The following is a 19,151-nucleotide window of genomic DNA, read 5'->3' as shown; positions in this document are numbered from 1 at the left end:
GATGAGACGTGAGCAATTCTCTAATGAGGATTGCTCTTTTTGTTGTTCATAGACAAGGTGTAGTTTTTCCTCCATAATTAGGCGTGAAATAGCTGGAAATGTTCGACAGTATAATCAGGGAGGTGTCACATTTGGCTGAACCATCGTTTAATTCTTATGTGCCTCATTTTATACAGCGTAGAAAAGGGTTGATGCTTGTATTACTAGGTTTGACCATCTTATTATCCGCATGCAATAGCAAGCCAGAACCTCAAGAAACAACACCTGTTGTTCCCCCACAAGTTGCTGAACCTATACCAACGCCAGAAGAACTGCAAGCAGAGACGGTAACTGCACCGTTAACCGGTTTGGCTTGGGAAGCTGGCGAACCAACGAAGCGTCCGATTGCAGTGATGATAAACAATCAGAAGCGAGCGCGTCCGCAGTCTGGCTTACAGCAGGCAGATGTACTAGTTGAAGTACTGGCGGAAGGCGGTATAACAAGATTAGTAGCTATTTATCACAGTGACAGTACTTATACAGGTGAGATAGGTCCTGTACGCAGTATCAGACCGTATCTGATCGACATTGGGGAAAGCTTCGGTGCTGCGCTCGTTCACGCGGGTGGAAGCCCAGATGGCTACCGTATTTTGCAGCGACAAAACAAAGACTATTTAGATGAGATCAGCAATGCAGGACCTTATTTTTGGAGAGACAAGCAGCGGAGAGCTCCTCACAACTTATATACAAATGCAGAAAAGATCGCTCAAGGCATGACAAAGAAAAAGTATGAGATGACCGCAGATGTACCAGCATTTTCATTTGTGCACCATGATCGTGCTGACCATACGAACGCTGCAATGCAGGGTGAAACTGCAAAGTACTTACGAGTTGCCTTCTCCAATCATTCGGAATTGGTTGAGTATCAATACGAAGAGCGTAGTGGGCATTATATCCGGCACATGGCAGGAGCTCCGCATACGGACAAAATTAGCGGTGAAGCGCTAAAGGCAGCCAATCTTGTTCTTATATATGCGAAGCATCGAGTAGTAGATGATGTCGGACGGCTTGAGGTTGATGTGCGTGCAGGCGGGCGAGCCGTAATTATTCGTGATGGACAAGCGATAAATGGTGAGTGGTTGCGTACAAATGGGGCATTTACATTCAAGGTTAATGGACAAGAAGCATTACTCAAGCCTGGAACGACTCATATGTTAATCATTACAGATGATAAATCGAGTAAAGATCGCGCTGTGTGGAAAGCGCAATAAAAGGCGATATGACGCGGTTTTTAGCCACTTTGCATAAAAATGTCGACAGAGCTGGTTCCTAATTCGAGTCATTATCTGTTCATCTCAAATAAATCGTCAAATTTTGCTGAATTATGCGCATATAATTCTTTACAAAGAGGCTATAGTTTGTGATAAGATATCCTATGGTTTGACCAACAAAAACAACACATGCAATTTAATTGCAAAGGAGATTTCAGAAATGTTCAAGAAAAAGGACGTGTTTTTTGAAACGCTGCAAAACATGGCGGATACACTCGTACAGGCATCTGAGGTGTTTGTAAAAGGTGTAGAAACGATGGACAATGTGTCTGAGTTTGCAAAAAACATGAAAGAACTTGAAAGCAAATATGATGTATTTACTCATACGATTTTGAAGGAGCTGAACAAAACGTTCATTACTCCTATCGAACGTGATGACATTATGGCTTTGACTACTGCTCTGGATGACGTACTAGACGGAATGGAAGCGTGTGCTTCTCGTTTTGACATGTATCAAGTAACCGAGCGTGATGAAATCTGTATTCTTTTTGCAGATGTGTTGAAACGCAGTACATATGAGATCCAAAAAGCGATTCGCTTGATGACTCAGAAGAAGCTGTTGGCAATCCGTGAGCACAGCATTAAAGTGAATGATCTGGAGAACGAAGGGGACGAGCTTCTACGTCGCGGTATTAAGCATTTGTTCGCAACAATTACAGATCCTATTACACTCATTAAGTACAAAGAAATCTATGAGCGTCTTGAAGAAACAACAGATAGCTGTGAAGACGTTGCACATATTCTTGAATCGATCGTAATGCGTAATTCCTAAGCAGCCCTTGGCAGGTATTTTAAGGATTGAAGGAGGTCTAGGGTTGCGCGGGCATGCGCTCATTAGAGCATTGCTAAGCAATCGTTTACTATGACAATAGATATGGGTTTAATCGTGATTTCGTTCGTCATCTTCTTGGCTTTGGCGTTCGACTTCATCAACGGCTTCCACGATACAGCTAATGCGATTGCAACTTCGGTATCCACGCGAGCGTTAACACCTCGTCGAGCGATTATTTTGGCTTCGGTGATGAACTTTGTTGGTGCACTTGCGTTTACAGGTGTTGCGAAGACGATCGGTGGTAGTATCGCTGACCCTGCTCAACTTGAGTTTGGGGTAGAAATCGTAGCAGCTGCACTTATTGCAGCGATCATTTGGAACTTGGTTACATGGTGGTTCGGTATTCCATCATCCTCCTCCCACGCACTTATCGGTGCATTGGCAGGTGGCGTTTATGCCGGAGCAGGTATGGATGCACTGAATATGGCTGGGTTCAAAAATATTGTAATTGCACTAATTGTTTCGCCCATTCTTGCTTTTGCCATCGGTTACTGTATTATGACGATTTTAAAATGGATCTTTGGCAGACGCAGTCCGCACACTGTCAATAAAGGTTTCCGTTCGATGCAAATCGTTACAGCTGCATTCCAAGCGTTTACGCATGGTACGAATGATGCGCAAAAAGCGATGGGTATCATCACGTTTGCACTTATCGCTGGCGGATTCCAAGCTAGTGGTGATATGGAAATTCAAACGTGGGTTAAACTTTCTGCAGCGATTGCTATGGCACTAGGTACAGCTGTCGGTGGTTGGAAGATTATTAAGACGATGGGTACGAAGATTTTTAAAATTGAACCGATTAACGGCTTTGCGGCTGACTTCTCCGCTGCATCCGTCATTATGGGTGCAACATTTATAGGTCTTCCAGTAAGTACAACGCATGCGATCACGTCTTCCATTCTTGGTGTAGGTTCTGCAAAGCGCTTCTCCGCTGTTAAATGGGGTGTGGCAGGACGAATCGTTGTTACATGGTTTATTACGATTCCGATCTGCGCGGGACTAGCTATAGTTGTCTTTAAATTGATTGATCTTTTATTCCTGCGCTAAGCTCATTTGGGGTAAGGCAGGTATTGAAATAGAGTACAAAAAGAACCTTCCAACCACTAACTGTGGAGCAGAAGGTTCTTTTTGTACGTATACATATAGATGAGACGTTGGGCACTATGAACGGTTTGGAAATGGGTATCTTCTATTAGAAGATTTGCGGCTGACTCGGTGCAGATTTTTGCCGACTGGACGCTTTAGCGGTCCCTTTTCTTGGACGCTGCCCGTTCGGATTGGACGCAGGCTTTTTATTCGGGCGGCGCTTGTTTGCTGGCGGTCTTTTTTTGGGACGTTTTTTTGGCGGTGTGTAGAACATTTCTTCGCTGTCTTCATCTTTGTTCTTCGATTTACCTGATGCAAATGATCCGACCAGCAGTTTGGCTACAGGGGCGATTTGTTGGAACCCCTGCACGACTTTCTGGACTTTTTGCATCGTGCTGACGAGTCCGTCGATACCGCCCATTCGATCAATAAATCCTTTAATGTCGCCAATATTGAAGTTTGATTTCTTGGATGGTGTAGTTGTGTCAGCAGGTGCTGCAGGTGTTACTGCTGCCTCTGGTGCTTGGTACGGGATGACTTCGGTTGTAGGCGGTGTGATGGGAGCAGGATTGTTGTTCGGATGCGGCGTGAAGCTCCTCGCTGGTTGAACAGGTGCTGCAGGAGGGTAATTGTATGTCGACGGAGCAGGCTGGTTCCGTATGTTCGCTGGCGCAGGAGAGTAGTTGAAGGAAGGCACTGTGTAAGCTGGCTGCGGCACTACTGGCTGAGATGAAGACTGCATCGTTGGGATATGGGGAATGCCTGGGATAGATGGCGATGCATACGGGGGCCGCGACTGATTCATGGTATCACCCTTTTCAAATGAGATTAGGGGTTGGCAAATGCCCCTGTTTGCTATACTGTATGTCGTAGGCGAACAACTCGTGTGGACGTTCGCCCGTGGGTGAACGCCCAACGTAATAAGTACGTTGAAAAAGGGTCTGAAGAGGTACAGTAGTTCGCTAACGCATAAAAACTTTACCGCTTGAAAAGGAATTCTAAAGGACGTACAATATTGGTAATGAAGTACATATTTTGTACACTAGGAGTGAACGATGTGCAACTGAAAAAGTTGAATGATAAATCGATTGAACAATTATTTGAAGCGGTGCTTACACTTGAATCTGTAGAAGAGTGCTATATTTTCTTTGATGATCTTTGCACGGTGAACGAGATTCAATCTCTTTCGCAGCGTCTTGAAGTTGCACGTATGCTTGGTAAAGGCAGCACGTATAACCAGATCGAAGCGGAGACAGGTGCGAGTACAGCGACGATTTCTCGCGTTAAACGCTGCCTAAACTATGGCAACGACGGTTATAAGATGGCATTGGATCGTTTGGGTAGATAAGGGATGCGAATCGGCTTATTAGTTGTCAGTCACGGTTCGAAAGACAGTTCATGGGTTACACTGGTTGATGAAGCGATTGCAGGGGCACGATGGCCGGAAGGCTTGCCGGTCGCTTCTTCTTTTTTGGAGGGCGTTCCTGATCGGAGCATTCAAGATGGTATCGATCAGTTGGAAGCCCTAGGTGTGGACCACATTGGGGTCGTACCGTTATTTGTCTCATCTGGAAGTACACATGTAGATGAGATCGCATATGCACTTGGTGCTAAGTCTGAGCCTTTGTGCGAGACAGATTTAGAGCCGTTTCATACAAAGGCGCATATCCTATATGGTCAGCCTATTGACGATGATGACGCAATGATCGCAATGGTGAGTGACCGACTGCAAAGCTTAGGTGTAGTGGCACAGCGTGATGCGGTGCTGCTAGTAGCACACGGGAGTCCCCATATGCCATTTCAGACTTGGTGGCGAGAGGGCTTGGAGCGCATTGCTGCTAGACTTGTAGAGGATGAGAAATGCATAAGCGCATCGCATGCTTTGCTGTGTTGTGATTCGCTGCCCGATGCGGTGCAGCAGTCGTTGAGCAGCCTAGATGCTGCTAAGCAGAGTGAGCGGGATATGCAGAGTAAGCAGGATCAACAGCAAGATTCACACGAGAAGATGCTTGAGCGAGTTGATAGCGCTGTGGTAGCGGTAGTTCCTATCTTCCTTAGTAAGGGCTACTTTACGACTAAGGCGATACCTGAGCGTCTTCAATTGGAACCTCACTCTATTCGTGTTGGTGCGTCTGCTGATAAAGGTGCTATTTTGCCGCATTCATTGGTTACGGAGTGGGAAGGGCGAATCCTTTATGATGGTGAGCCGCTGCTGCCGCATCCGGCATTGTCGATATGGTTGGAACAAGAGAGCCAACGTGTATTAAGCAGGATTGAAGAGTCTCTATCTAATGGATAAATGAGCATTAGAGGTTGTGGAACGTATCGTTTCTGAATAGATTGTAAATGGGTGACGCATGGATGGTTAAAAGAGCGAGGCTTATCTATAACCCAACGTCGGGACGCGAAGAAGGAAAGCGACGATTGGCTGATATTTTGCAGCGATTGGATGCAGGCGGAATTGAGACGACAACGCGCGCGACTGAAGGAGAAGGCGATGCCATTAGTAGTGCCGGTGAAGCGATAGATAATGGCTACGATATTATTATTGCCGCTGGTGGGGACGGAACGTTGAATGAGGTAATCAATGGTATGGCTGCTAAGGCGCATCGTCCGCCGCTCGGTATTATACCGCTCGGCACGACGAATGATTTTGCACGGGCATTGGGTATTCCTCGTCAATGGGAGGAAGCTTGCGACCTCATTGTGCGTCAGCAGACGATGCCGATTGATGTTGGTCAGGCGAATGATAAGTATTTTATTAATATTGCTGGGGGCGGCTCTCTTACGGAGCTCACGTATGAAGTGCCTAGCAAGCTGAAGACGCTAATGGGGCAGCTGGCTTATTATGTGAAGGGGCTGGAGAAGGTAGCTCGATTAGCTCCGACTGAGCTTCATTTTAATATTGAAGGGCACGGACAGTTCAGCGGTGAGTTCATGCTGTTCTTGGTTACGAATAGCAACTCAGTTGGCGGCTTTGAGAAGCTGGCACCAGATGCAGTCATTAACGATGGATTGCTGGATATTTTGATGATGAAAAAATGCAACTTGGCGGAGTTCCTGCGTATTGCTACGCTGGCATTGCGCGGGGAGCATTTGAATGATCCGCATATTGTTCATTTGCAATCAAAGCGCATTGAAGTGACGTCACCGGATTATGTTCAGTTGAATCTGGATGGTGAATTGGGCGGAACGCTGCCTACCGTATTCCAGGTGCTGCCGAGTCATTTGCATATTTTTGCAGATCCGACGGGGACTTCTTCGTATCGCTGATTGCCTGTATCGTGTGTAATGAATATGCCGAATGCAATGAACTAGAAGAGAGAGCGCGTCTACTTTTTGAAGTAGGCGTGTTTTTTGTGTGGGTGGCTTTAAGTGGATTAGCTAATGTTGATTATTTGAAGATGAAGTTGAAGTTGAAGTTGAATTTGAAGATCAAGATGAAGATGATGTTGAATTTGAAACTGGCGCTGACAGCTCGGACGCTGCTTCAATGAGGCTGTTTGATTAGTTGAAGTTGAAGCTCCGGCGCTTTTTCTATGAGGCTGTTTGATTTAATTGCTGCTTTTATTACTATTTAAATGTCCGATATCACTAAGTGTATGTTTGATAAACAATGGCTAGCATTGAATAAAAGGCAGCTAGTATACGAAGGCAGCAAGTTAAGGTATGATAGAAAGAACGGAACATGGCGGTCGATCTCACATGAAGTCCTAAGCTGATACAGCGAAGGATGGAGGAGATGGCCGCTTCTTGATGTTCATAGTCTCAATGGCTCGTTTGTAGTTTAGAAAAGTTGAGCGTATAGGAGTACAGCTATTTTTAGATAGACAAGGGTAAAGGTATAGCTGTTTGAAGAGTAGAAATCATCATTTATAGATAGATAAGGACAAATGTGCAGCTATTTTAAACGAAAAGCGTCATTTTGAGCTAAATATGGACAAAAGTGCAGTTATTTTTCTGGATATGGGCTTAAAATAGGAAATGGTACTAAAATAACTGTATTTTTGCCGATAATACCCCAAATGGGGATACTTTCAGATTAAATAACTGCATATTTGTCACATTCTAAACGAAGAGCCAAAATGGATCTTTGATAAAGATTGAGGACGAAGGGTCGGAGTCTTATGAAACACACAGACAGAAATGCATGTCGCTTCTGAGTGCGGTGTGAAATAAGATAGAGAAGTTAAAAGCTTTCATTATACGGATCTAGAAGTCAAAACAAGCCACATAGGGTTTGAAAAATGACAGAAATCGAAGTGCAGCCGTATATGCTTGTATAGTTGATACATTATGAATTTGATTCTAGATACCATGTATGTTTACAAATATTTATAAATAGAATGAATGAAGCAGCAGCTTGGAGGACGGTATGAACAATCAAGGCAAGAAGCCTGGCCAGTCAGGCAGAAGTGGTCAAGAGCAGGGTCGAGGCAAAGGAAGAATGCGTAATAACACGGGTAGAGGAAGATCCAAATCGAGTGCAGCTTCTAAGGCGGCATCAACGGCTCCTGTGCAAAAGAATGATGAGGTTACATTAGATATTATCGGCTTGACGCATGAGGGCGACGGTGTAGGGCGCGTTGAAGGCTTTACGCTGTTTGTAGAGGGTGCATTGCCAGGCGAACGTATTGTTGCGCATGTACTGAAAGTGAAGAAGCAGTACGGATATGCGAAGCTGAAACAGCGCCTTACAGATAGCGAGGACCGGGTAGAAGTGACAGGACGTCCTGAACACTATGGCGGCTGCCAGTTGGAGTACATGTCCTATGATGCGCAGCTGCGCTGGAAGCAGCAGCATGTGGTAGATGTATTGGAGCGGATTGGGAAATTTGAAGTGAGCAAGCGGAAAGAGGCGGGAACGTCAGTAGAAGGTGCGGCTAAGCTTGGAAAGGTGAATGAGAGTGAAGCTGGATCTGGAGCGGAAGAGTTAGAAGTGAACAGTGTGATTGCTGCAGAGGGAGCTGATATTTCTGCCGGGGCTTCTACAGAATCTGTTCAAGTCTTTCCTACGCTTGGGATGGACAATCCTTGGCGGTATCGCAACAAGGCGCAAATTCCGATTGGGAAAGATACGCGTACAGGTGAGCTGATCGGTGGTTATTTTGCGCGTGCTAGTCATCGTATTATTGATACCGATGCTTCGTTGATTCAACATGAAGCTATGGATGCAGCGATGAAGACGGTAAAGGATGTCGCTCGTCAATACGGTGTAGAGCCATATAATGAAGAGACGCATACAGGATTACTGCGCCATGTCGTTATTCGCTACGGTTTCCATACGAATGAAATGATGATCGTGCTTGTGACGAATGGTGAGCGATTGCCGCAAAAAGAAGTGATCGTTGATGCGCTTGTGGATCGTTTGCCGCAGTTGAAGAGCATTTGTCAAAATATCAATAGCAAGCAGACGAACGTTATTATGGGAGATAAGACGAAAGTGCTGTGGGGCAGTGAGACGATTACGGATTATATCGGAGATTTGCAGTTTGCGATCTCGGCACGTTCGTTCTATCAGGTGAACCCGGTACAGACCGAAGTTCTGTATGAGGAAGCAGTGAGGTTGGCGGGCTTGACCGGTCAGGAGACGGTCATCGACGCTTACTGCGGCATCGGCACGATCTCGCTCTTCCTCGCCCAGCGCGCGAAGCGCGTGCTAGGCGTTGAAATCGTCGAGGAAGCTATCGCCGATGCGCGCCGCAACGCGGCGCTGAACGGGATCACCAATGCCGAGTTCGCCGTTGGCGCCTCGGAAGTGGTAATCCCGCAATGGAAGTCGGCTGGTACTACCGCCGACGTGATCGTGGTCGATCCGCCCCGTAAGGGCTGCGACCAAGCACTGCTCGACACGATGCTTGAGATGCGCCCAGAGCGCATCGTCTACGTATCGTGCAACCCATCTACGCTTGCACGCGATCTGCGTGTGCTAGCGGACGGCGGCTACACGGTCAAGACGGTGCAGCCGGTGGATATGTTCCCACATACACCGCACGTGGAGTGTGTGTCGCTCCTTCAACTTAAGTAAGTAACAAAAACCCTTGATATATCGAGGGTTTTTCGTTTTTCTAATAAGCAATTACTTCCTTGAACTTAGTTTGGGTTACTCTACAGCCCGTGGTTTTGCGAAAAAACGTTTCTTATAGTATTCTTACCAGCATAGAAAGAGATGCCTGATCCCGCCCAAAGGACTGCTTCATTGTTTCTTACCTAACAGCCTGTAGATCGCCAGGCTAGATTCAATGCTACAAGGAGGCGCGCAATGTATCTAAATAAATTCATATTACCAATTGATGAAGAGTCCTCATTGATAGAACAAAAAATGGTACACAATGGTAGTAGCTTTGGGTATATCGACAATGCTTACCCATGTGGTATTTTCTCAAAAAATCAGTTCTCCGAATTGAATTTTTCAAAAGTCACCATTTTATATGGAGGTAATGGCTCGGGAAAAAGCACGCTGCTAAACCTCATAGCGAATAAATTGGAACTAAATCGTATTGCACCATACAATTCAAGCGAATTGTTTAATTTGTACGTTAAACATTGTAAATTTGAACTTGGATTTGACGATGAGGGATTTAAACATCGAATTCCAAATGGAAGCAGAATAATCACAAGTGATGATATCTTTGATTACATGCTTACAGTCCGCACAAACAACGATGAAATCTCTGATCGTGTAGAAAATATAAGATCCGAATGGGGAGATAAGAACGGAAGTCTTAAATACGGCCAAACCGTGAAAATGAATAGTATGGACGATTATGAAGCATTGAGGTTACAGGTGCTTTCAAGAAAAAAATCAATTTCACGTAGGGAGTTTATTCGCAGAGTCGCTGGTACTGAAGTTAAGCTGAATAGTAACGGAGAGACAGCCCTAAGTTATTTCAATTCCAAATTGAAAAATGACACCTTATATTGTTTGGATGAGCCGGAGAATAGTCTATCTCCTAAAATGCAGCTTGAACTTGTCAAAATTATAGAGGAAATGGCTCACTATTGCGGCTGTCAATTTATTATTGCAACTCACTCACCGTTTTTACTGGCAATGGAGTTTACTAAAATATATGATTTAGACACTAATCCAGTCGATATAAAGCAATGGTGGGAATTGGAGAATGCAAAAGTATACTTTGATTTTTTCAATAAGCATAAGAGGCTGTTTCTAGGGAATTGAACATTATGGGAAAGCCACAAATATAGGTAGTCAGATTTTTAAAATATAGGAGGAACTATGTCCTGGAGCAAATCGAAGAAACAATTGGAGAGCTTTCTTTATCCTGCGTTAAATGGGAAGGTCGAATACAGTGCAACTAGCTACTTTTATTTACCTGGGAAATCTGGAATTTGTTATATGACCGTAGATAAAAAGAACGTATTCAATATGAGTGATAGTTCCAGCTCAATCAGATGGTATCAGACGGAGCAAGAAATTAAAAATGATCCCAATATCGACATTCCTATCAGCAATGAAGAAATTGAAGCGATTAGAAAAGAGACCAAGGGGAGCGTTCCGGAGGATCGGCTAAAAGTAATTGTAAGAAATAGAAAAATAACGGAATATGCTAAGGAGCTGTTATCCGCACAGGCATCATTAAGTAAATCGAATTTTATCGTCGCAGCTAATAAGTTTCTATCTACTTCTATAGAGGAGAGCATAGAGAGCAATGATATTATGTTGAATATTTTAGCTTTGGTGGACAGAAGAGTTGGGAAAAAGCGAATTTTAAACATGTCCGAGAAGATGAAGTTAAAGCATCCTATTGTGCAGTATTTTTATGAACTACGTCGTCATTCCTAGACATATGGGGAAGTTGTCGCTTGTCATATGGACAGGCTAGGTACGCTTTACCTGGAAGAGCAGCGCCAAACCGCCGGATACGGTGCTGTACCGCGAAAGCCCCTTCTCACTGCCGAATGCGGCGGAGAGGAGGGGCTTTCGAATGTCGCGGTGAGAGAGGGGATTTGCTGTAAAATCTGCTTCTAGGCTAGTTTATCAGCCACCCATCGAACTGAAAACAGCACACCCTCTTCGGTATTGGACAGGCTGAATTTCGCCTGATGGATATTCAATGTGGTTTTGACTATATACAGCCCCAGACCACTGCCACCGGTTGTGCGGCTACGGGATTTCTCAATGCGGTAGAACGGCTTGAACAGCTTGGATATTTCGCTTGGCTCTATATATGCTCCGGTGTTCAGTACACGTAAGTGCACAAGTCCCGCATCGGCTTGCAGGGTGATCCGAATTTGCTCACCGCGTCGGGTATAGTGGACCGCATTGTTCATTATGTTGGAGACGGCCTTGGACAGAAGACTCTTGTCTCCTGTCATCCATAGGTCGGGAGCGAGATCGGCCTCCAGCCCAATGCCGTTCAGCTCGCATATGTACTGGATTTGTTCGGTTGCATCCTGAAGGAGTTCGGACATATCCACAGCAGCCATGCTCGGCTGAAAGTGATGGTTCTCCAGCCGCGAAATATCAAGAATTTCGTAGACCAACTTCTCCATCCCTTTCAGAATGTGATGGGATTGCGCCAAATATTTGTCCCGATTCCTATAAGGCCCCACATTGTGCAGCATCGCTTCAAGCTGTCCAGATACGGCTGTAATGGGCGTTTTTAACTCATGGGAGATCATGGCCATAAATTCCCGCCTTAATGCCTCCTCTTCCTCTTTCCGTTGAATATCATCTTTCAACTGCGCATTGGCCTCAGTAAGATCCTGCATGGCATACTGCAAATTCATGGAAAGCTCATTCAGTGAGCGGGAAATATCACCGATCTCATCACGGGAATCATGGCGGGAGCGCTCCGAGAAATCCAGTTGGGCCAGTCGCTTCGCTACTTGGCTGATGCCGATTAGCGGCCGGGCGATCAGGCGTGTGTAGATAAGTGCCCCCAGTACGGCAATCACCAGAATGATAAGTGCCATATACGGGAGGAGCCGCAGGAGCATTTGCATCGCTTCATCAATCGGCTGCAGAGAAGCTAGTACAGATAACGTATAACCGCTAGATTCGTATCCGGGCAAGGGTAGATTTGCATGGGATATCAACTCTGTACCCTTAGACGACGGTGCACTCAGATACTCTGGAGCAGAAATGAGGATAGTGGAAGCAACGTCCTTCTTTTGCGTGGTCGGTTTCCATACCTGACTCGGAAAGAGAGGAACTTTGGTGAAATGGACAGGGTACACCCATTTGCCCTCGCTATCTTGTACGGACAAGGAGGCATTGTAACGCAAGGAGAAGTTATCCAGCCGTTTGACAGCTTCTGTCCAGTCTTTTTGCGGGAAGGTTGCTAGCAAGCGAGTGATGCCCTGATTCAAGTCGTCGGATTTGTTCTGCAAATAAAAGGACGGCAAAATAAAATACAAAGTTATATACAACAATAGCGCGAAAGCAATAAGGACGAGATTGGTTAACACAAAAATTTTAAAAGCTATGCTTCTATACTTGCTCATGTCAGCCGCCCTTCCATCAAATAGCCGATACCTTTAATCGTTTCAATGCATGAGATTTTCATTTTTTTGCGAATGTTTTTAATATGGGCATCGACCAGACGCGTATCGCCGAAAAAGTCGTATCCCCATACGCGATCCAGAATCATCTCGCGGGTAATGGTTCTCCCTGCATTTTCAATTAGATAGGCAACGATTGAGAACTCACGGACGGTCAATTCAACCAACGCGTCATCGACAAAAGCCTTATAGCTGTCGCAATCCAGACGAATGCGGCCGTATAGCAATTCCCTCGGTTTCGATTCCGAGCGCGATCTTCGCAAGACTGCTTCGACCCTTTTGACCAGCACATTGAAGGAGAACGGCTTAGCAATATAATCATCGGCCAGAAGCTCGAAGGCCTGCAATTGATCCTTCTCCTCGCTTAAGGCAGTCATCATAATAATCGGTGTCTGGCTCTGATTGCGAATCATTCGGCAGATCGAGTATCCATCCATATTCGGCAGCATAACATCCAACAGCACAAGATCGAATGTGCCCTCGGTAAACTTCCGATATCCCTCAGCTCCGTCGCTAGCAACATCCACATCGTACCCCTGCACTTTTAGATATTCCGCGATCAATTCCTGAATATAGCGGTCGTCTTCAACGATTAATATGGCTTCAGACATAAGGCACCTTCTTTAATAGGGGATTTTATTTCCTGATCATACCATGTCGATATGAATTTTATATGAAAAAAGAGCCTTCCAATCATCTTCTTGTGAATTTCAAACGGTTTTCATACGGATTTCACATGGCCGCCGTAAGATGGGTTCCGAGGAGGGATGCCCATGAGGAACATAGTGAAAAAGATATTTTATCGGGAGACGAACATCGCCTTGTTATTTCTGGCGCCTAGTCTGGCCGGATTTGCCCTGTTCTATTTGCTGCCGTTTGGCGCCGGGTTTTATTACTCCTTGATGGACAGTCCCATACAAGGTTCGTTTGTTGGCTTGGCCAACTACAGGGAACTACTGCAGAGCGACTCCTTCCGCCTTGCCGCACAGAACTCAGGACTGTTCACCGTAATGGGCGTACCTCTCGTAATGGCGATCTCGCTGGCGCTGGCCTTGATGCTCGATCGCGCCTTGCCCTTGCGCAATTGGCTCAGGGCCACGTATGTGATGCCGCTTGTAGTGCCAGTGGCTTCGATTGTTCTGGTATGGCAGCTGTTGTTCGATAGCTCTGGCGCAGTCAATGCGCTCTTGACGCTATGGGGAGGCGCGGCTGCAGACTGGATGAACTCGCCTTGGGCTCGCGTCGTTGTGCTGCTGGTTTATCTGTGGAAGACGATTGGCTATAACATGATCCTGTTTCTGGCTGGATTGCAGAACATTCCGAAGGACTACTACGAGGCGGCCGCTCTGGATGGTGCCGGGCCGTTTCGGCAAATGTGGTCCATTACGCTGGTTTATTTGACGCCAACGACGTTTTTTGTGGCGATCATGTCGATCATTAGTTCATTCAAGGTGTTTCGGGAAACGTATCTGATTGCTGGAGATTATCCGCATGAAAGCATTTATTTTCTCCAGCATTACATGAATAACATGTTCCAGGCTCTGGATTACCAGAAGCTTACCTCTGCGTCCTTCCTGATGGCAGCGGCGATTATCCTTGTGGTCGTGATCCTGTTCCGTTTTGAACGGAAATTTCACGGAAGTGTGTCGTAATGGAGGGACGTATGAAGGAGTCGTTGAAAATAGGTGCGTGCTTCTCCGTTCTGCTCATCCTGGCATTGATTATGCTATTTCCGCTTGTGTTTACGGTCAGCAATTCCTTTATGACAGAAGGTGAAATCCGGTTTAATTACAGAATGGAAGAAACAGATGGCGGTTATGTCAATCTGAAATGGATTCCTGACTGGGTCAGTCTGGACCAGTACAAGGCGCTGTTGTTTGACCGCATGCAGTTCCTGATCATGTTCTGGAATTCCTTACTGCTGGTGGTTCCTATTGTGGTGGGGCAAGTCGTCGTGGCGACCATGGCGTCATTCGGGCTATCACAATTTCAATTTCGCGGTAGAGAAACGTTGTTTTTCCTTTACATAATAACAATGCTGATGCCTTTTCAAGTGACGTTGGTGCCGAATTATTTGGCTATGGACTGGCTTGGCTTGCTGGACAGCCGCGCGGCGATTATTCTTCCGAGCATCTTCTCTGCCTTCGGCGTCTTCCTGCTTCGGCAGTTCATGATCGGAATCCCACGCTCCTATGTGGAGGCCGCGAAAATCGACGGCGCCGGTTACTTGACCATCTTCGTGCATATCATTATTCCCATGTCACGTCCCGGCATTTCCGCGCTGGTTATTCTGACGTTCGTTGATTATTGGAATATGGTGGAGCAGCCGTTGATTTTCCTGCATGACGCGTTCAAGCAGCCGTTGTCCATTTATTTGTCCCGAGTTAATGAAGGGGAGCTTGGGCTGGCCTTTGCCGCAGCCGTGTTATATATGCTCCCGATGGTGTTCGTCTTCTTGTATGCAGAGAATGATCTGATTGAAGGCATTCAGTTATCGGGTGTGAAAGGGTAGAAAGGCAGGTTGAATGATGGAAATCGGGAATGTACTTCGCACCAAGCGTAAACGAAACATCCGCATCGCTGCAGCTCTGTTTTTCGGGCTGATGCTGCTGACAACCTTCTTCTCCAACACCATTCAGCAGTTAACGTATCCGAAAGTGCGAACCGAGAAGGCGGTGCATCAGCAGTTGAGTTATGTGATCAAAGGCGGAGGCACGTTGACGCCGCGAGAGATCAAATCGGTATATGATAACTCCGGTTGGAAAGTGGCGCTAATCGAAGTAGAGGTGGGGGATAAGGTGAAGAAAGGGCAAAGGTTGCTGACGCTTGATATAACCGAGGCCCGCAACGCGCTGCTCGATGAGGAGGCGCTATACAAGAAAAATCAACTGGGGTTGGAGACGTTGCAGACCAAGTATAAAGACGCCCACTACAATCCGTTGCCCGAAGTTAATCATCTTCAGGTTCGAACGGACATGGAAAATCTACAACTGGATATGCAAATTCAGGAACGAAAGTTGAGTCGTATGCGGGAAGCCTTAAATAAGCAGCAGTATGTAATTGCACCGCTCGATGGAATCGTGACCGAGGTGAATGCCGACCTTGGAGTGCCTGCAGCCGCGGGGAAGCCTGTCATCCAAATTGCGGATCTTAGCCAGGGTCTTGGTTGGACGCTGACGGTTGCGAACGAACAGGTTCGCGGACTAAAGATTGGCGAGGAGGTCGAGCTCTATGTGAATGGGAACCAGAGGGACTTGATTCGAGCTAGCGTGGCTGACATTAAGGATGCGGAAGCCACCGCGAATGCCGCAGCCGGGAGGCAGCTTTCCTTTCGGGTTAGCGCTGCGGGGCTGAAGGGGGGTGAAGCTGTAGGCATTCATTGGGAGCGAAAGTCCGAACTAGTGATGGCGACGGTGCCGAAAAAAGTCGTGCATAGCGATGCGAAAGGCGATTTTGTATACATCGTGGAAGAACGGAAGGGACCGCTGGGCAATACATTTATGATTCGGAAACGTTATATCAAGCTTGGAGATATGGATGAGCGGAACCAGGTGATATTGGACGGATTGATTGGGGAAGAGAAGATTGTGGCGGAAAGCAGCGAGCCTGTGAAAGATGGCGATCTAGTCAGAATGTAGGTGGAAGAAGAGGAGAGGAGTTTGTGAGATGAGAAGATGGACTTGGGGGATTGGATTGCTTGTGCTGGCTGTCGCTGTAACGGCTTGCTCGAGCTCGAATGATACTAATGAGATCGATGGGAATAAGACATCGAACGAATCAACCGGAGGGAAAACGGTTGTGACGATGGCTGTTATGCAGAAAGACCCGGGAGGGTGGCTGGAACAAGCCGAGAAAGCTTACGAAAAAAAGAATCCGAATGTGGATATCGTCATCAAGGAGTATGTGGCGTTGCCTGAACGATCCCCCGGTATGACTGTTAATTTAGAGGAAAAGGTTAATCCGGCTGACCTAGAGAAGTATCGGAACGCGATAAACACCGATCTCATGTCTGGCAAGGGAGCCGACATTATCTCTGTTAGTGAGCTGAATGTTGAGAAATATGCGGACAAGGGAGTGCTTGCCGACCTTAGAGCCCTGATGGAGAAGGACCCGGAATTTGACCCCACGAAACTGTTCATCAGTGTCATGGATGCAGCCAACGGAGGGGATAAGAAGGTGGTCGTACCGATCTGGTATGACATTCACATCGTGAGCAGTGCGCTGGAGCTGAGGCAATTGAAGGTGGAGGACGCAAGCTGGAAGTGGAGTAATCTGCTGCATCAGGGGGCGGAGCTGGCGAAGGATCTGCCGGGTGATCTGGAAATTATGGGGGGCGTTGCGCCCGCAGCGCTGCTGCGGAAGATCGTGATGTCCGACTATGGCCATTACATCAACCAGGAGGAGAAAAAGGCCAGCTTTAATACCGAGGAGTTTATCGGGCTATTGAATCAGTTGAAGGAACTGTATGGCACGGGAATGCTGTCCGACAACTATAACAAGTTTCTAGAAAACCGGGATATTTTTCGTGATCATTCGCTTTCCACTCCCCTGTTTGCTCTGGAGACATTGCAGTCCAAGCGGCAAATTTGGAATCCGCCTGGGAACGGCAAGCATTCGGGCTTACGCTTCTCATCCAACATGATGCTGGCGATCAACGCCAAATCCGGAGTGACCGAAGAAGCGTGGAAATTTATAAGCTATTTGCTATCGGAAAAGGCGCAGTCGAATCCCGGCATGTGGGTGGGGTTACCGATGAATAAAGCTGCCGTCGCCAGTAAGCTGAAGAAGAACGGATCGGGAATGATGGTGTTTGGAACCACGGGTAAATCGAGCGCAAACGCGAAGGAACCGGCAGAAGTCACGGCACAAGAGAAGGAACGACTGATGGCCTTCATCGGGCAACCAGGGTATTTCCATGGCAGCGATCCCCGATTGATGGACATCGTGGAAACCGAAACGGCCGCATTCTTTGCCGGAGAGAAAACAGCGGATACTGTGGCAAAGCTGATTCAGAATCGGGCCAAAACCTATTTGAACGAATAACGGCAACCGGATCGTCAGAAAAAGCCTGTTCGTGAGTTTATCCGTAGAACAGGCTTTGTTTCTGAATTGTGGAGGAGGATGCGAAAGTGGGAATGGTATGCGTCGAATGTACCGTGTTACTAAAATTGGAAGATAGCGAGTGAACCCAGGCCTTTTTTCTAGAATCTATCCTTTTCGTACGGGTGAAATTCTCCAATAGGCCATGCCTACAAACAAAATACCTCCGACCATATTGCCAAGAGTGACAGGCAGCATATTATGCAGCCAGCCTGCTAGATTAATGACTTCAGGATGATTAGGCAGCAGCATGGCTACGCTTAGCAGCGTCATATTAGCAACACTATGCTCATATCCGCTGCCGATAAAGGCGAACAAGCACCACCATATAGCGAACATTTTCGCTCCTTCGCTTTTCAAGCGCATACTCATCCAAATGGCCAAACAAACTAACCAATTACAAAGTATCCCTCGAAAAAATAATTCGCTAAATGGTGCCGTCATCTTCTTCGCAGCAGAATTGAAAATCAAATGATCGACTGGTGCGGCATCAAATAGTCCTGCTGCTTTTACCAATAACGCAACAATAATGGCTCCTAGCAAATTGCCGATAAAGACAACGACCCAATTAAATAACGTATCCTTTATTGTTGTTTTCCCTGCTAGCGTACTCACCGTATAAATCATGTTGTTGCCAGTAAACAATTCTGCCCCAGCCATAATAACTAAGGTCAGCGCGATCCCGAAGCTTGCTCCCATAATAAGTGATTGGAAGGGTGAGCCTGCCTGTGCAAGTGGTGCTCCAACCGAGAAAATTAGAATAATGCCTAATCCCACATAGGCTCCGGCTAATAAAGTGGCAATAAAATAACCGAAGGGCTGCTGCTTCATATAATCACGCTTTGCTGCACCTGCTTCAGCAATCGTTTCTACGTTTTGTTTGAACATGTACATTCCTCTTTCACGTAGGATTCAAAGTTCCTATCTTATCAAGCCTTATCAAACCTTATTAAGCCCCATCATTACCGCACAACGTTACACATAAATGTATACCTTGTCATCATCAATAGCAGTATCATACGTTGCTACATATCCGTCATCTGGCTCTTGAACCGCTCCATCGAGCAAGGAAACTTTGAAATCATGAAGGGGACAGTACACATACTCGCCAGAAACGATGCCTTCAGCAAGCGGCCCTTGTGTATGAGGACAAACCCCGCCAATGGCCTTAACACGGTCATCCAGCAAGCGAAAAACGGCAATTTTAACGCCATCTACCACGATTTCACGTCCAATTCGCTGCGGCATCTCATCAAAATAAGCGACAAATATTTTTTGCTTGAATGGTGTCATTGTCA

19 protein-coding genes are annotated in these 19,151 nt (G+C 46.4%); 14 read left to right on the top strand and 5 right to left on the bottom strand.

Annotated features, from left to right (window positions below):
- Positions 1-131 precede the first annotated feature (131 nt).
- The 3 genes from H580_RS0110975 (at position 132) to H580_RS0110965 (ending at position 3,189) form a co-directional block, all read left to right on the top strand.
- Positions 132-1,250: a DUF3048 domain-containing protein gene (locus H580_RS0110975; RefSeq protein WP_051217402.1), complete on the top strand. Its 1,119-nt coding sequence runs from the start codon at positions 132-134 to the stop codon at positions 1,248-1,250.
- 220 nt (positions 1,251-1,470) lie between these two features.
- Positions 1,471-2,082: a DUF47 domain-containing protein gene (locus tag H580_RS0110970; protein WP_028594827.1), complete on the top strand. Its 612-nt coding sequence runs from the start codon at positions 1,471-1,473 to the stop codon at positions 2,080-2,082.
- 96 nt (positions 2,083-2,178) lie between these two features.
- Positions 2,179-3,189 (top strand): inorganic phosphate transporter, encoded by a 1,011-nt coding sequence (locus tag H580_RS0110965; RefSeq protein ID WP_028594826.1) that lies wholly within the window; start codon positions 2,179-2,181, stop codon positions 3,187-3,189.
- 145 nt (positions 3,190-3,334) lie between these two features.
- Here H580_RS0110965 and H580_RS25485 read toward each other — a convergent pair whose 3' ends face one another.
- Positions 3,335-4,033, bottom strand: a complete 699-nt coding sequence (locus H580_RS25485) for a hypothetical protein (protein WP_051217401.1) — start codon at positions 4,031-4,033, stop codon at positions 3,335-3,337.
- A gap of 252 nt (positions 4,034-4,285) precedes the next feature.
- Between H580_RS25485 and H580_RS0110955 the strand changes: the two genes are divergently transcribed.
- The 7 genes from H580_RS0110955 (at position 4,286) to H580_RS0110925 (ending at position 11,032) form a co-directional block, all read left to right on the top strand.
- A complete protein-coding gene (locus H580_RS0110955; RefSeq protein WP_028594825.1) occupies positions 4,286-4,576 on the top strand; it encodes a YerC/YecD family TrpR-related protein in 291 nt (96 codons plus the stop codon).
- A 3-nt stretch (positions 4,577-4,579) separates the two neighbouring features.
- Positions 4,580-5,527, top strand: coding sequence for a sirohydrochlorin chelatase (locus tag H580_RS0110950; protein WP_028594824.1), 948 nt, complete (start codon positions 4,580-4,582; stop codon positions 5,525-5,527).
- Between the two features lie 62 nt (positions 5,528-5,589).
- A complete protein-coding gene (locus H580_RS0110945) occupies positions 5,590-6,501 on the top strand; it encodes a diacylglycerol kinase (RefSeq protein ID WP_028594823.1) in 912 nt (303 codons plus the stop codon).
- Positions 6,502-6,587: 86 nt separating this feature from the next.
- Complete coding sequence (locus H580_RS26195; protein WP_157282852.1) at positions 6,588-6,725, top strand: hypothetical protein; 138 nt, start codon at positions 6,588-6,590, stop codon at positions 6,723-6,725.
- Between the two features lie 878 nt (positions 6,726-7,603).
- Positions 7,604-9,256 carry a 23S rRNA (uracil(1939)-C(5))-methyltransferase RlmD gene (rlmD, locus tag H580_RS24010; protein WP_051217400.1) on the top strand — a complete coding sequence of 551 codons (1,653 nt, stop codon included), beginning with the start codon at positions 7,604-7,606 and terminating at the stop codon, positions 9,254-9,256.
- Between the two features lie 234 nt (positions 9,257-9,490).
- On the top strand, positions 9,491-10,408 hold the full coding sequence (locus H580_RS24005) for an AAA family ATPase (protein WP_036605071.1): 918 nt from the start codon (positions 9,491-9,493) through the stop codon (positions 10,406-10,408).
- Positions 10,409-10,465: 57 nt separating this feature from the next.
- Complete coding sequence (locus H580_RS0110925) at positions 10,466-11,032, top strand: SF0329 family protein (protein WP_028594821.1); 567 nt, start codon at positions 10,466-10,468, stop codon at positions 11,030-11,032.
- Between the two features lie 182 nt (positions 11,033-11,214).
- Here H580_RS0110925 and H580_RS0110920 read toward each other — a convergent pair whose 3' ends face one another.
- On the bottom strand, positions 11,215-12,696 hold the full coding sequence (locus H580_RS0110920) for a sensor histidine kinase (protein WP_028594820.1): 1,482 nt from the start codon (positions 12,694-12,696) through the stop codon (positions 11,215-11,217).
- The gene (locus H580_RS0110915) at positions 12,693-13,364 is read right to left on the bottom strand and encodes a response regulator transcription factor (RefSeq protein ID WP_028594819.1); all 672 of its coding nucleotides are present in this window, start codon (positions 13,362-13,364) and stop codon (positions 12,693-12,695) included. Before H580_RS0110915 ends, H580_RS0110920 begins: the two co-directional genes overlap by 4 nt.
- Before the next feature lie 162 nt (positions 13,365-13,526).
- Between H580_RS0110915 and H580_RS0110910 the strand changes: the two genes are divergently transcribed.
- From H580_RS0110910 to H580_RS0110895, 4 genes are read left to right on the top strand one after another with little or no spacing between them, the layout of a single operon-like run.
- Positions 13,527-14,405, top strand: coding sequence for a carbohydrate ABC transporter permease (locus H580_RS0110910; RefSeq protein ID WP_028594818.1), 879 nt, complete (start codon positions 13,527-13,529; stop codon positions 14,403-14,405).
- Positions 14,406-14,416: 11 nt separating this feature from the next.
- Positions 14,417-15,265 carry a carbohydrate ABC transporter permease gene (locus H580_RS0110905; RefSeq protein ID WP_036605070.1) on the top strand — a complete coding sequence of 283 codons (849 nt, stop codon included), beginning with the start codon at positions 14,417-14,419 and terminating at the stop codon, positions 15,263-15,265.
- Positions 15,266-15,278: 13 nt separating this feature from the next.
- The gene (locus tag H580_RS24000) at positions 15,279-16,391 is read left to right on the top strand and encodes an efflux RND transporter periplasmic adaptor subunit (RefSeq protein ID WP_036605069.1); all 1,113 of its coding nucleotides are present in this window, start codon (positions 15,279-15,281) and stop codon (positions 16,389-16,391) included.
- A gap of 28 nt (positions 16,392-16,419) precedes the next feature.
- Positions 16,420-17,796 (top strand): ABC transporter substrate-binding protein, encoded by a 1,377-nt coding sequence (locus H580_RS0110895; protein WP_028594816.1) that lies wholly within the window; start codon positions 16,420-16,422, stop codon positions 17,794-17,796.
- A 165-nt stretch (positions 17,797-17,961) separates the two neighbouring features.
- On the opposite strand, the gene H580_RS0110890 is transcribed toward H580_RS0110895, so the two are convergent.
- Together H580_RS0110890 and nirD are read right to left on the bottom strand one after the other, a co-directional pair.
- Positions 17,962-18,741: a formate/nitrite transporter family protein gene (locus tag H580_RS0110890; protein WP_028594815.1), complete on the bottom strand. Its 780-nt coding sequence runs from the start codon at positions 18,739-18,741 to the stop codon at positions 17,962-17,964.
- Positions 18,742-18,828: 87 nt separating this feature from the next.
- A complete protein-coding gene (gene nirD / locus H580_RS0110885; RefSeq protein WP_028594814.1) occupies positions 18,829-19,146 on the bottom strand; it encodes a nitrite reductase small subunit NirD in 318 nt (105 codons plus the stop codon).
- Between the last annotated feature and the right edge of the window lie 5 nt (positions 19,147-19,151).

It is taken from the genome of Paenibacillus assamensis DSM 18201 (assembly GCF_000422445.1).
GTDB classification, from domain to species: domain Bacteria; phylum Bacillota; class Bacilli; order Paenibacillales; family Paenibacillaceae; genus Paenibacillus_B; species Paenibacillus_B assamensis.
Note: the sequence above shows the minus strand (reverse complement) of the source record. Positions and strands in the feature narration are given on the sequence as shown.

Excerpts from the sequence above, each read along its gene's own strand:
- H580_RS24000 (WP_036605069.1), top strand. The coding sequence starts at position 15,279 with ATGATGGAAATCGGGAATGTACTTCGCACCAAGCGTAAACGAAACATC.
- H580_RS0110950 (WP_028594824.1), top strand. The coding sequence starts at position 4,580 with ATGCGAATCGGCTTATTAGTTGTCAGTCACGGTTCGAAAGACAGTTCA.
- H580_RS0110910 (WP_028594818.1), top strand. The coding sequence starts at position 13,527 with ATGAGGAACATAGTGAAAAAGATATTTTATCGGGAGACGAACATCGCC.
- H580_RS0110890 (WP_028594815.1), bottom strand. The coding sequence starts at position 18,741 with ATGTTCAAACAAAACGTAGAAACGATTGCTGAAGCAGGTGCAGCAAAG.
- H580_RS0110920 (WP_028594820.1), bottom strand. The coding sequence starts at position 12,696 with ATGAGCAAGTATAGAAGCATAGCTTTTAAAATTTTTGTGTTAACCAAT.
- H580_RS25485 (WP_051217401.1), bottom strand. The coding sequence starts at position 4,033 with ATGAATCAGTCGCGGCCCCCGTATGCATCGCCATCTATCCCAGGCATT.
- H580_RS0110925 (WP_028594821.1), top strand. The coding sequence starts at position 10,466 with ATGTCCTGGAGCAAATCGAAGAAACAATTGGAGAGCTTTCTTTATCCT.
- H580_RS0110905 (WP_036605070.1), top strand. The coding sequence starts at position 14,417 with ATGAAGGAGTCGTTGAAAATAGGTGCGTGCTTCTCCGTTCTGCTCATC.
- H580_RS0110945 (WP_028594823.1), top strand. The coding sequence starts at position 5,590 with ATGGTTAAAAGAGCGAGGCTTATCTATAACCCAACGTCGGGACGCGAA.
- nirD (WP_028594814.1), bottom strand. The coding sequence starts at position 19,146 with ATGACACCATTCAAGCAAAAAATATTTGTCGCTTATTTTGATGAGATG.
- H580_RS0110970 (WP_028594827.1), top strand. The coding sequence starts at position 1,471 with ATGTTCAAGAAAAAGGACGTGTTTTTTGAAACGCTGCAAAACATGGCG.
- H580_RS24005 (WP_036605071.1), top strand. The coding sequence starts at position 9,491 with ATGTATCTAAATAAATTCATATTACCAATTGATGAAGAGTCCTCATTG.
- H580_RS0110915 (WP_028594819.1), bottom strand. The coding sequence starts at position 13,364 with ATGTCTGAAGCCATATTAATCGTTGAAGACGACCGCTATATTCAGGAA.
- H580_RS0110895 (WP_028594816.1), top strand. The coding sequence starts at position 16,420 with ATGAGAAGATGGACTTGGGGGATTGGATTGCTTGTGCTGGCTGTCGCT.
- rlmD (WP_051217400.1), top strand. The coding sequence starts at position 7,604 with ATGAACAATCAAGGCAAGAAGCCTGGCCAGTCAGGCAGAAGTGGTCAA.